The organism is Proteus sp. CD3 (genome assembly GCF_008808075.1).
In the GTDB taxonomy this organism is placed as follows: Bacteria; Pseudomonadota; Gammaproteobacteria; order Enterobacterales; family Enterobacteriaceae; genus Proteus; species Proteus appendicitidis.
Window position 1 is genome coordinate 4,023,536 of sequence record NZ_CP019686.1, and the last position, 13,164, is coordinate 4,036,699.

A 13,164-nucleotide genomic window follows, 5' to 3' on the forward strand; every position below is an offset into this window, starting at 1 on the left:
AATGGCGATAAATTTATTACCTCCTCAGCTTGCAAACCAAATTGCCGCAGGGGAAGTTGTTGAAAGACCCGCCTCTGTTGTTAAAGAGTTGCTGGAAAATAGTTTAGACGCAGGTGCGACCTCAATTGAGATTGATATCGATAAAGGCGGTGCCAAGCTAATTCGCATTCGTGATAATGGATGCGGTATCAATCGTGATGATTTGAAGTTAGCACTTGCTCGCCATGCAACTAGCAAAATATCAAGTCTTGACGATCTCGAAGCCATAATGAGTATGGGCTTTCGTGGAGAAGCATTAGCGAGCATTAGCTCAGTTTCTCGTTTAACGCTGACATCGCGTACTCAAGATCAAGAAGAAGCATGGCAAGCTTATGCCGAAGGCAGAGATATGGCTGTGATGCTTAAGCCTGCGGCTCATCCTGTGGGAAGTACAGTTGAAGTCCTTGATCTGTTTTATAATACGCCAGCAAGACGTAAATTTTTACGTACTGAAAAAACAGAGTTTGCACATATTGATGAAGTGGTACGCCGCATTGCGTTATCGCGCTTTGATGTCTCCATCAATCTTACTCATAACGGTAAACGTGTTCGGCAATACCGTGCAGTGAAGGACGAAAGCCAGCAAAATCGCCGTTTGAGTGCGATTTGTGGTAATAATTTTGTCCATCAATCAATGCTGCTATCGTGGGAACATGGCGATTTAGCAATAAAAGGTTGGGTAGAACATCCTTTATCAGCGGTGCAAAGTAGTGAAATTCAGTATTGTTATGTGAATGGACGAATGATGCGTGATAGATTGATTAATCATGCTATTCGTCAAGCTTACGAAGGATATTTGCAAGGAGAGCAGCAACCTTCTTACATCTTGTATTTAAGTGTTGATCCTCACCAAGTCGATGTTAACGTCCATCCTGCTAAACATGAAGTTCGTTTCCATGAATCTCGTTTAGTTCATGATTTTATCTATCAAGGTGTGCTGAGTGTTTTACGACAAGCAACACAAGAGCCTTTATCACTGACTTCAGATAACGAAGAAGAACACGAAACAGCGTTAAATTTTCCTGAAAATCGTCAAGTTGCAGGTGAAAACGTATTTTCTCAGCCTTATCAAGCATCAATCGCTCAAACTCCGACAAATACATCATCTTCACACCAATACAGTGAACGAGAGCACAACAGTAACTCACCGCAAAAGCCCGCTTCTCAATTTGCAGATCGCCGTCAGTTTGGTGAAAGCTATCAACGGACACAAGGCGCGCTTTATCAAAAAATGATGCAAGAAAGTGTCTCTACATCAAAAGATAAAGAAAAAATACCATTATTTCCTGATCGCGCCCCATTGAATTTAGGTGAAATCGTTCATACAACTAATAATATCGAAGAAGATACTATTTCGGTGATGCCTCGTTCCGTCAATGCGAAAGATGGACAAACTGATTATACTTTTGGGCGAGTATTGGCAATTTATCAGTATAAATATGCGTTAATAGAATCTTCACAAGGTCTTGGGCTGTTATCATTGGAAGAAGCAGATTTTCTGTTAAAATGTGCGCAATTACTGCCTAAAGATGAAACATTGAAGCCGCAACCTTTGCTAGTGCCTTTAAAGGTAGCATTGAGTAAAGAGGAGATTAGCGTATTCAATCAGTTTCAATCGCTGATCAGTCATTTCGGGATCGTTATCGAAATTTCTCACGGTAAAGCAACAATACATGCTGTGTCGTTACCTTTACGCCAGCAAAATTTACCCGCGTTACTGACAGCATTATTAGCCTATTTGTCAGCAGAGCAATCTTGTACCGAGCAACAACTTGGACAATGGTTTGCAAAACAATTAGGCGCAGAGCAAGCACAGTGGTCGCAAGCTCAAGCAGTAGGATTATTGGCTGATATTGAAAGACTTTGTCCGCAATATGTCAGACAGCCAGCAAAAAACTTATTACAATTAATAGAATTACAACCGGTGGTAGCGGCATTAAATAATGAGCGAAGTAAACACGCAAATAAAACCTAAAGCAATTTTCCTAATGGGGCCTACAGCGTCAGGTAAAACGGCATTAGCAATTTCACTAAGACAAAAGCTGCCTGTAGATATTATTAGTGTGGATTCTGCGCTTATCTATCGTGGTATGGATATTGGTACTGCAAAGCCAGATGCGACAGAGCAATCGCTTGCGCCACATCGATTAATTGATATTCTAGACCCCGCATTACCCTATTCCGCGGCTGATTTCCGACGTGATGCATTAAATGCCATGAAAGAAATTACCGCAGCTGGGCGAATTCCACTATTAGTGGGCGGGACTATGCTATATTTTAAAGCGTTACTTGAAGGTTTATCGCCTTTACCCAGCGCCAATCCAGATGTTCGTGCTGAAATAGAAAATAAAGCAGCAGAGCAAGGATGGGAGGCAATACATAAAGAGTTAGCATTAGTTGATCCTGTTGCAGCACAACGGATCCATCCTAATGATCCTCAACGGCTTTCTCGTGCGCTAGAAGTTTACCTGATTTCAGGTAAGACAATGACGGAATTGACAAAAATATCAGGCGAGTCTTTGCCCTATGATGTTTATCAATTTGCGATTGCTCCGAAAGATAGAAATGTTCTTCACCAACGCATTGAAGCTCGTTTTAAACAGATGTTAACGTGTGGATTTGAAGATGAAGTAAAATCATTATATGAACGGGGTGATCTGCATGAAGATCTACCTTCTGTACGTTGTGTCGGTTATCGCCAGATGTGGTCATATTTATCCGGCGAAATAGATTATGATGAGATGGTTTATCGAGGGATCTGCGCTACCCGGCAATTAGCGAAGCGACAAATCACTTGGTTAAGAGGTTGGAATGATATTCACTGGCTTGATAGTGAAGATCCGAAACAATCTCTTGACACTGTTTTGCAGGTAGTTAGTGCATAGATGGTAGGTTTGTGTAAAATTGATAGTTGCCAAAGCGCAATTTTTGAGTAGTTCATTTTTCGAACCAATTGGGTTCTAATATAAAACAACAAAATAAGGAAAACATAGAATGGCTAAGGGGCAATCTTTGCAAGATCCTTTCCTGAACGCATTACGTCGTGAAAGGGTTCCCGTTTCTATCTATTTGGTAAACGGCATTAAATTGCAGGGTCAGATCGAATCTTTTGACCAATTTGTTATTTTGCTGAAAAACACAGTAAGTCAGATGGTATACAAACATGCTATCTCTACCGTGGTACCTTCGCGTCCTGTTTCTCATCATAGCAACACAGGCACGAACCAAACTGGTACAGGCTACAATGGTGGCGCTGCTCAGCAGGATGATGTTGCAGAATAATAATCCAATATTATTCTTGATATAAGAAAAACATAGGTAGGGAGACTTTACCTATGTTTTTTCCTGTTTTTATAAAGTCCAAGAGGTTTCGCCTTTGTTTGATCGTTATGAAGGTGGCGAATTAGCCGTTTTAGTGCACGTCTTCTTTTCTCAAGAAAAGAACGTTGATGATTTGCAAGAATTTGAATCTTTGGTGACATCTGCGGGTGTTAAACCAGTTCAGATTATTACAGGAAATCGTAAAGCACCTCACCCTAAATATTATGTGGGTGAAGGTAAGGCAGAAGAAATTGCCGAGGCTGTAAAAGCAAGTGGTGCAGATGTTGTTTTATTTAATCATGCATTGACACCTGCACAAGAACGAAATCTGGAAAGACTTTGTGAATGCCGAGTGGTTGATCGCACGGGAGTTATCCTTGATATCTTTGCTCAAAGAGCAAGAACCCATGAAGGAAAGCTACAGGTAGAACTCGCCCAGTTACGTCACTTATCAACTCGTTTAGTCAGAGGGTGGACTCACCTTGAAAGACAAAAAGGGGGGATTGGGTTACGAGGACCAGGCGAAACTCAGCTAGAAACAGACCGCCGCTTACTCCGAGGTAAAATTAGTCAAATTCTAATGCGATTGGGTAGGGTTGAGCGTCAGCGTGAACAAGGACGGCAAGCGCGGAGTAAAGCTGATATACCAACATTATCCCTTGTTGGTTATACGAATGCAGGGAAATCGAGTTTATTTAATCACATTACCTGTTCTGATGTGTATGCAGCAGATCAGCTCTTTGCAACATTAGATCCGACGCTAAGACGTATTCAAGTTGATGATGTTGGAACCGTTGTATTAGCCGATACTGTTGGATTTATTCGACATTTACCTCACGATCTTGTTGCTGCTTTTAAAGCGACTTTGCAAGAAACACGAGAAGCGACCTTACTTCTTCATGTTATTGATGCAGCAGATAGCCGTTTTGAGGAAAATATTCATGCAGTTGAAAGTGTATTAGAAGAGATTGATGCTCAAGAAATACCAACACTGCATGTTATGAACAAAATTGATCTTCTTGAAGACTTCACTCCAAGAATTGATCGAAATGAAGAAAACTTACCCGTTAGGGTTTGGGTTTCTGCACAAACAGGCGAAGGTATTCCTCTGTTGTATCAGGCGTTGACAGAACGTCTTTCAGGTGAGATCGCACACTTTGAATTACGTTTACCGCCAGAAAATACAGGGCGCTTACGTAGTCGTTTTTATCAATTACAGTCGATAGAACGTGAATGGATTGAAAAAGACGGTAAAGTTGGGCTAATCATACGTATGCCTATGGTAGACTGGCGCCGCCTTTGCAAGCAGGAACCAAATTTATTGGATTACGTGGTCTGAAATTCGGCCATAATAATGAACATTAACTGAGAGCTGGCGACGAAATCGGCTCTTAAGCCTGATAAATCTAATCATAATAATGGAGCTAGAACATGGCGTGGAATCAGCCCGGTAACAACGGACAAGACCGCGACCCGTGGGGTAACCGAAACAGCGGCAATAATAATGGCGATGGTAACGGTAACTCCAACGGCAATCAAGGAGGTCGGAATCGCGGAGCATCAGATCTCGATGATATGTTCCGTAAACTGAGTGAAAAGCTTGGTGGTTTCGGCGGTAAAAAAGGTGGAAACTCCTCTTCTGGGCAAAATGGCGGTCCTCGTAGCAATGCTGGAAATCTGTTGATTTCTCTTGCATTAGGTGCGGTTGTCGTGGTTTGGGCTGCAAGTGGTTTTTATACCATCAAAGAGGCAGAACAAGGCGTAGTGACTCGTTTTGGTAAATTTTACCAAATCGTTGAACCTGGTCTGAACTGGAAACCGACTTTCATTGATGAAGTTCAGCCTGTTAACGTAAAAACTATCCGTGATTTAACCACGGGTGGCATGATGTTAACGTCAGATGAAAACATGGTTCAAGTTGAGATAAACGTGCAGTATGTTGTCTCCGATCCAGAAACATTCCTGTTTAACCTGACAACACCAATTAACAGCTTAGGTCAGGCAACTGACAGCGCAGTACGTGGCGTTATTGGTCGTTCAGAAATGGAAAAAATTCTGACTTCTAACCGTTCAGAAATTCGTGACCAAACACGTCAAGAATTAGAAGAGACTATCCGTCCTTATAACATGGGTATCTCGATTGTGGACGTCAACTTCCAAGTTGCTCGCCCACCAGAAGCGGTAAAAGCGGCATTCGATGACGTAATCGCTGCCCGTGAAGAAGAACAAAAAACAATTCGTCAAGCTGAAGCTTATAAAAACGAAGTGTTACCATTAGCAAAAGGTAACGCGCAACGTATGATTGAAGAAGCGACTGCTTATAAAACCAGTGTGGTGATGAAAGCAGAAGGTGAGGTAGCAAGTTTTGCTAAAATCTTACCTGAATATCGTGCTGCTCCTGAAATTACTCGCGAGCGTCTTTACATTGAAACGATGGAAAAAGTGCTATCAAAAACACGTAAAGTTATTGCTAATGATAAAGGTAACAGCATGTTAGTGCTGCCTTTAGAGCAAATGTTACGTCAGCAATCTCAATCTACACCATCGAATACGCTTGAAGCGCCAGCTCGTGTAACGGCACCTGCTCCAGCTGCAAATCCAGCACCAGCACAAAAACCAGCAACAACGACTTATGGTAATGGTGGATATGGTAGTAATAATGGCGGTTATGGTCAGCCTTACGGCAATAATCAAGGAGGACAATAATCATGCGTAAAGTTATCGCTGTTGTTGCAGTTATTATTTTAGCGTTGTTGTACTCTTCTGTATTTGTCGTTCAACAGTATGAGCGTGGCATTATTTTACGCTTTGCGAAAGTTGTACGTGATGCTGAAAATAAACCTGTGGTTTATGAGCCAGGTCTTCACTTTAAAATTCCATTTATTGAGAATGTGAAAAAACTGGATGCGCGTATTCAAACTATGAATATCCAGCAAGACCGTTTCTTATCAGGCGAGAATAAAGACTTATTAGTCGATTCTTATCTGAAATGGCGTATCAGTGATTTCAGTACTTACTATCTGGCAACAGGTGGTGGTAATACAACGCAAGCGGAAACATTACTGCGTCGTAAATTCAGTGACCGCTTACGTTCTGAGATTGGTCGTATGAGCGTAAACCAAATTATTACGGATTCTCGTGGTCGTTTAACCATTGATGTTCGTAATGCACTGAATGAAGGTACTCCATCTCGTGATTCAAGTGCTGCTGATGATGCTATTGCTATTGCTGCGAAGAAAGTCGCTGAAGAAACCAAAGGTCAAGCGCCAGCTATCAATATGAACAGTATGGCGGCATTAGGTATTGAAGTGATTGATGTTCGAATCAAGCAAATCAACCTACCGATGGAAGTTTCTGAAGCGATTTATCAGCGTATGCGTGCAGAGCGTGAAGCTGTTGCGCGTCGTCACCGTTCACAAGGTCAAGAGCAAGCTGTGAAAATTCGTGCAGCTGCGGACAAGACCGTAACAGAGACACTTGCTGAGTCTGAGCGTGAATCATTACGTCTTCGCGGTGAAGGTGATGCTCAAGCGACTAAACTGTTTGCTGATGCATTCAACCAAGATCCAGACTTCTACGCCTTCATTCGTAGCTTACGTGCTTATGAGAAGAGCTTTAACCAAGATGGTAATGACGTCATGGTGTTAAGCCCAGATAGCGATTTCTTACGCTATATGAAAGCACCAACAAAAGCGCGAGCGATTGAAGAGTAATTTCCAAACGTATTAAACCGTTTGAGTAAATAATAAAATCCTCCACCTTAAAACGTGGGGGATTTTTTTTGATATCAATAAGATAAAGCGAGTGTTCAAGCTAAAAAATAAATAATTGTGCATAAAAAGATGAAAATTTACGCTTAATGGTTTCCAAAATGGTTTTAGCTGGGATAGTATAAAGCGAAAATTGCATTTCAAGATAAACCTTCGGCAATCCCGAAGCGTCTTCTTCGCCATTTTCACTTTTATGTCACTCTGCTTCCTGTTTTTGCGATCAAAACTGTTGATAAAATTCACAATACGTTTGTGGTGCGGATTTTTCTGGCAAAAATATTGACAATGGCAAGATAATCTATTGCTTAAAAGCGGGGATGACATAATTAGATAAAATCTACTGTAACTCTTGAATTGAGATGGTAGAATCCTTTTTTAAGCAACCGAGTGTATTTTGAAATGAGTAATAACGTTGTCGTATTGGGCACCCAGTGGGGTGACGAAGGCAAAGGCAAGATAGTCGATTTGCTGACAGAACGCGCTAAATATGTTGTTCGCTACCAAGGTGGCCATAACGCGGGTCACACTCTAGTCATCGACGGTGAAAAAACCGTTCTTCATTTAATCCCATCAGGCATTCTCCGTGAAAATGTTGTTAGCATCATAGCAAACGGTGTCGTTTTATCACCAGAAGCTCTGATGAAGGAAATGACTCAACTTGAAGATCGTGGCATTCCTGTTCGTTCTCGCTTACTTCTGTCTGAAGCTTGCCCGTTAATCCTTCCTTATCACATCGCATTAGACAATGCGCGTGAGAAAGCGCGTGGCGAAAAAGCTATCGGTACAACAGGCCGTGGTATCGGACCTGCTTACGAAGATAAAGTTGCTCGTCGCGGTTTACGTGTTGGCGATCTGTTTGATAAAAAAGCGTTCGCACAAAAACTTAAAGAAATCATCGAATACCATAACTTCCAACTGGTGAACTACTACAAAGTTGAACCTGTTGATTACCAAAAAACCTTAGACGATATCATGGCAATCGCCGATATTCTGACTGGTATGGTTGTTGATGTTTCTGACTTACTGTACAAAGCAACACAAAACGGTGAGTTAGTGATGTTTGAAGGCGCACAAGGCACTTTATTAGACATCGACCACGGTACTTATCCGTATGTAACCTCTTCAAACACAACCGCAGGTGGTGTGGCAACTGGTTCAGGTTTAGGTCCTCGCTATGTTGGTTACGTATTAGGGATCATCAAAGCTTACTCTACTCGTGTAGGTGCAGGTCCATTCCCAACTGAATTGTTTGATGAAGTGGGTGACTTCTTACGTGAGAAAGGCCAAGAATTTGGTGCAACTACAGGTCGTAGTCGTCGTACTGGCTGGTTAGATATCATCGCTATCCGTCGCGCGGTTCAAATCAACTCACTGTCTGGTTTTTGTATGACTAAACTGGATGTGTTAGATGGTCTGAAAGAAGTGAAACTGTGTGTTGGTTATCGTTTACCAAATGGTGAAGTGATTGATACAACACCTTTAGCCGCTGATGATTGGGAAGGTATCGAGCCTATCTATGAATCAATGCCAGGCTGGAACGAAACAACGTTTGGTGTGAAAGATCATGCTCAACTGCCACAAGCAGCACTGAACTACATCAAGCGTGTAGAAGAATTAACAGGTGTTCCTGTTGATATCGTTTCTACAGGTCCAGATCGCTCAGAAACCATCATTCTCCGTCATCCATTTGATGCATAATCTGCATTAAATTGGTTTGATGTGAAAATCGTCCCTGAAAATGACAGGGGCGATTTTTTCGTATCTGTTTGTTGGTTAAAATTGAGATAACAATACGCGTTACACATACGCGTTACACATATAAGATAAGACAGCTTTACACTCGGTTTTGCTTCTGTTTTATCAGTAACGCGTAAAAACAGTAAGACAATGTTATTGTTGTAATGTCAGAAATAAGAAAGCGATCTGTTGAAAATCGACAGTATCGCTTTTTCTTTGTCTGTGATATCGCTATTATTTTGTTGATGGTCAAGTGAGAGACGGAAATAACTCACTTTTGAGCATATCTTTGCTAAATGTCCAAAAATTAAACATAATATTGCTTAATAAAATGATATTCTCATTAATATTTATTGATCCCTTAACGACTTTAATAGGGGAAACCACTTTTCAGAGGTCATTGTGCAATTAACCAGTTTTACAGATTATGGATTGCGAGCATTGATATATATGGCTTCATTGCCAGAAGGCAAAATGACGAGTATCACTGAAGTGACACAAGTCTATGGTGTCTCGCGTAACCATATGGTGAAAATTATTAATCAACTTAGCCATTTAGGTTTTGTTGAGGCTATTCGCGGTAAAAATGGAGGGATCCGTTTAGGCAAGCCTGCAACAAATATCATTGTAGGTGAGGTTGTTCGTGCTTTAGAGCCACTTTCATTAGTAAACTGTAGTGCTGAGTTTTGCCACATTACCCCAGCTTGCCGACTAAAACTGGTGTTAAATCAGGCAATTGAGCAGTTTTTGAAAGAGTTAGACCGTCACACACTCGCAGAGCTAGTTGAAAATAATAGCTCCTTATATAAATTGTTATTAGAAGATGTTTGAGTCTACTATTTCATCAAATCTGATAGCTTGGAGGTCATAATGTCAAAAGATCCTTTTCAGGATAGAGAAGCAGAGAAATACGCCTCTCCAATTGCTAGTCGCGAATATATTTTAGAAGAAATGAAAAAACGCACGGCACCCATGAGCCGTGAAGATTTAGCACAGGCGTTAAAAATTTCTGGTGAAGAAGACTTAGAAGCGTTACGTCGCCGTTTAAGAGCAATGGAACGTGATGGTCAATTAGTTTTTACCCGTCGCCAGTGTTACGCATTACCAGAACGCCTTGATTTGTGGAAAGGTAAGGTAATCGGTCATCGCGATGGTTATGGTTTTTTACGTGCAGAAGGTCAAAAAGATGACCTTTATCTTTCACAAGATGAAATGAAAAAAACGATGCATGGCGATGTGATCCTTGCTCAACCTTTAGGTATGGATAGAAAAGGTCGCCGTGAAGGTCGTGTTGTTCGTGTTATTGAACCACGAAATAACCAAATTGTAGGTCGCTATTTTATTGAGTCAGGTATGGGATTTGTTGTACCTGATGATAGCCGTTTAAGCTTTGATATTCTTATTCCTAAAGAAGATATCATGGGCGCACGAATGGGAAATGTGGTTGTCGTTGAAATCACAACAAGACCTACTCGTCGCACTCAGGCAGTAGGGCGTATCGTTGAGATCCTAGGCGAAACGATGGGAACAGGTATTGCAGTGGAAATTGCCCTGCGTACTCATGAGATCCCTCATACATGGCCTGAAAAAGTCACCAAAGAAGTTGCTGATTTAAAAGAAGAAGTGCCAGAATCAGCTAAGCAAGGACGTGTCGATTTACGGAACTTACCTTTAATTACCATTGATGGTGAAGATGCGCGAGATTTCGATGACGCCGTTTATTGTCAACGTAAAAAAGGTGGTGGCTGGCGTTTATGGGTCGCAATCGCGGATGTGAGCTATTATGTGCGTCCACAAACAGCATTAGATACAGAAGCGCGTAGCCGAGGAAACTCTGTTTACTTCCCTTCTCAAGTCGTGCCGATGTTGCCAGAAGTTCTGTCTAATGGATTGTGTTCATTAAATCCACAAGTTGACCGCTTATGTATGGTTTGTGAGATGACGGTTTCTGAACAAGGACGCCTTTCTTCTTATAAATTCTATGAAGCGGTGATGAGTTCTCATGCTCGAATGACCTACACCAAAGTGTGGAAAATCATTCAAGGTGATGAAGAACTGCGTGAACACTATAAACCTATCGTTCAAGATATTGAGCATCTATACGAATTGTATCAAGTGCTAGATAAAGCGCGTGAGCAACGTGGTGCGATTGGTTTTGAGTCAGAAGAAGCGAAGTTTATCTTTAATGCAGAGCGTCGTATTGAGCGTATTGAGCCAGTTGTTCGTAATGATGCACATAAATTGATTGAAGAGTGCATGATCCTTGCTAATATCGCAGCCGCTCGCTTTGTTGAGAAAAACGAAGAACCTGCACTTTATCGTATTCATGATAAACCCAAAGAAGAGAGCGTTCTGAATTTACGTTCAGTCTTTAATGAATTAGGGTTAACGCTGCCAGGAGGCTTAACGCCAGAGCCAGCAGATTACGCGCGTGTCATGAAAGAAGTTGAAGACCGTCCTGATCGTGAAATGCTGCAAACCATGATCTTGCGTTCCATGAAACAAGCGATTTACGATCCTGAAAATCGTGGGCACTTTGGTTTAGCACTAAAATCTTACGCGCACTTTACCTCGCCAATTCGTCGTTATCCGGACTTAGCGTTGCATCGCGCTATTAAATATCAAATTGCGAAACAAGAAGGTCACGGTTCACAGCGCTGGACACCAACAGGTGGCTACCATAGTGATATGGACACCATGTTGCAATTAGGTGAGCACTGCTCTTTAACAGAGCGCCGTGCTGATGAAGCAACACGAGATGTCGCTGATTGGCTGAAGTGTGACTTTATGCTGGATCAAATTGGTCAACAATTTACAGGTATTATCACTAGCGTAACGGGCTTTGGTTTCTTTGTTCGCTTAAATGATCTGTTTATTGATGGTCTGGTGCATGTTTCTACATTAAATAATGATTACTATCAGTATGATAATGTAGGACAACGCTTAATTGGTGAGTCTTCAGGACAAGTTTATCGCCTTGGTGATGAAGTTGAAGTGAAAGTGGAAGCGGTCAGTATGGATGAACGTACTATCGACTTCTCTTTAATTTCAACAACACGCACTGCACGTAATCCGGGTAAAACAGCCCGTGTTCGTGGACTAAAAGGTGAAAAAGACAAGAAAAACGCTAGTTCTAGCAAGTCTCGTCGTCGTGATGCAAGCAAAGATAAAAACTTTGAGCCAGATAGTGCCTTCAAAAAAGGCAAATCATCAGGTCGAGGTAAGGCGAGCAAAGATAACGCTGTAAAAGACCAAGTTGCGAAAGATAAAGCAAGTAGCAAACGTAAGAAAGCATCATCACAAACCAAAAAGATAGAGGCAAAACTTAAAGCTAAACGCGCAGCCAAACGCGATAACGCATAAAGTTTCGTTCTTCTGGTTCTTTTTTAAAAGGCGGAGACTCCGCCTTTTATCTGTTTTGTGCCTTTTATTTTTTAATGAGTAAGCACCGCTATGAGCGAAGAAATTATTTATGGTATTCACGCAGTAACCGCATTACTTGAGCGTGATCCTGCACGTTTTAAAGAAGTTTATGTATTAAAAGGGCGTGAAGATCGCCGTTTAACACCAGTTATCCATGAATTAGAAGCGCAAGGTATTCTGGTTCAAGTGGCTAATCGCCAATGGTTAGATAGCCAAACAGAGGGTGCTGTTCACCAAGGTATTATTGCTAAAGTAAAACCAGGTCGCCAGTATCAAGAACAAGATTTACCAGACTTGTTAGCTAAAGTGGGTACACCTTTCTTATTAGTGCTAGATGGCGTTACTGATCCCCATAATTTAGGGGCTTGTTTACGTAGTGCCGATGCCGCTGGTGTGCATGCTGTTATCGTTCCGAAAGATCGTTCTGCACAATTAAATGCAACAGCCAAAAAAGTGGCTTGTGGTGCCGCAGAAAGTGTCCCTTTAATTAAAGTGACTAACCTTGCTCGTACATTACGTTTTCTGCAAGAAGAGAATGTTTGGATTGTCGGCACAGCAGGCGAAGCAGACCATACGTTATATCAAAGCAAACTTACAGGTCCAATGGCATTAGTGATGGGCGCTGAAGGTGAAGGTATGCGTCGTTTAACTCGCGAGCATTGTGATGAGCTGATCAGTATCCCTATGGCGGGTACGGTGTCTTCGCTCAACGTTTCTGTAGCAACTGGCGTTTGCTTATTTGAAGCGATGCGCCAGCGTATTATTGTGAAATAATTGCGTGAAATAATTGCTGGGTTCATTTTATTCTCTATACTCCCTTGAGTTTTATTGGCCGCGGGGGTATAGTTACGCGTCAATTTTTTCAGTCACAACT

10 protein-coding genes are annotated in these 13,164 nt (G+C 41.7%); all 10 read left to right on the top strand.

Annotated elements, in window-relative coordinates; all coding sequences use genetic code 11:
• Window position 1: 1 nt before the first annotated feature.
• The 10 genes from mutL (at window position 2) to rlmB (ending at window position 13,064) form a co-directional block, all read left to right on the top strand.
• Window positions 2-2,014: a DNA mismatch repair endonuclease MutL gene (gene mutL, locus BTA34_RS18070; protein ID WP_151436691.1), complete on the top strand. Its 2,013-nt coding sequence runs from the start codon at window positions 2-4 to the stop codon at window positions 2,012-2,014.
• Window positions 1,983-2,924 (top strand): tRNA (adenosine(37)-N6)-dimethylallyltransferase MiaA, encoded by a 942-nt coding sequence (miaA, locus tag BTA34_RS18075; RefSeq protein ID WP_151436692.1) that lies wholly within the window; start codon window positions 1,983-1,985, stop codon window positions 2,922-2,924. Before mutL ends, miaA begins: the two co-directional genes overlap by 32 nt.
• 109 nt (window positions 2,925-3,033) lie before the next feature.
• Window positions 3,034-3,321, top strand: a complete 288-nt coding sequence (gene hfq / locus BTA34_RS18080) for an RNA chaperone Hfq (RefSeq protein ID WP_075672788.1) — start codon at window positions 3,034-3,036, stop codon at window positions 3,319-3,321.
• Window positions 3,322-3,415: 94 nt separating this feature from the next.
• Window positions 3,416-4,699 carry a ribosome rescue GTPase HflX gene (hflX, locus tag BTA34_RS18085; protein WP_088495974.1) on the top strand — a complete coding sequence of 428 codons (1,284 nt, stop codon included), beginning with the start codon at window positions 3,416-3,418 and terminating at the stop codon, window positions 4,697-4,699.
• 92 nt (window positions 4,700-4,791) lie between these two features.
• On the top strand, window positions 4,792-6,066 hold the full coding sequence (hflK, locus tag BTA34_RS18090) for an FtsH protease activity modulator HflK (RefSeq protein WP_151436693.1): 1,275 nt from the start codon (window positions 4,792-4,794) through the stop codon (window positions 6,064-6,066).
• A 2-nt stretch (window positions 6,067-6,068) separates the two neighbouring features.
• On the top strand, window positions 6,069-7,073 hold the full coding sequence (hflC, locus tag BTA34_RS18095) for a protease modulator HflC (RefSeq protein ID WP_075672791.1): 1,005 nt from the start codon (window positions 6,069-6,071) through the stop codon (window positions 7,071-7,073).
• A 456-nt stretch (window positions 7,074-7,529) separates the two neighbouring features.
• A complete protein-coding gene (locus BTA34_RS18100; RefSeq protein WP_072069601.1) occupies window positions 7,530-8,828 on the top strand; it encodes an adenylosuccinate synthase in 1,299 nt (432 codons plus the stop codon).
• Between the two features lie 441 nt (window positions 8,829-9,269).
• Window positions 9,270-9,698 (top strand): nitric oxide-sensing transcriptional repressor NsrR, encoded by a 429-nt coding sequence (gene nsrR / locus BTA34_RS18105; RefSeq protein ID WP_109372704.1) that lies wholly within the window; start codon window positions 9,270-9,272, stop codon window positions 9,696-9,698.
• A gap of 39 nt (window positions 9,699-9,737) precedes the next feature.
• The gene (rnr, locus tag BTA34_RS18110; RefSeq protein WP_151436694.1) at window positions 9,738-12,230 is read left to right on the top strand and encodes a ribonuclease R; all 2,493 of its coding nucleotides are present in this window, start codon (window positions 9,738-9,740) and stop codon (window positions 12,228-12,230) included.
• A gap of 102 nt (window positions 12,231-12,332) precedes the next feature.
• On the top strand, window positions 12,333-13,064 hold the full coding sequence (gene rlmB, locus BTA34_RS18115; protein WP_164996193.1) for a 23S rRNA (guanosine(2251)-2'-O)-methyltransferase RlmB: 732 nt from the start codon (window positions 12,333-12,335) through the stop codon (window positions 13,062-13,064).
• The last annotated feature ends 100 nt before the right edge of the window (window positions 13,065-13,164 follow it).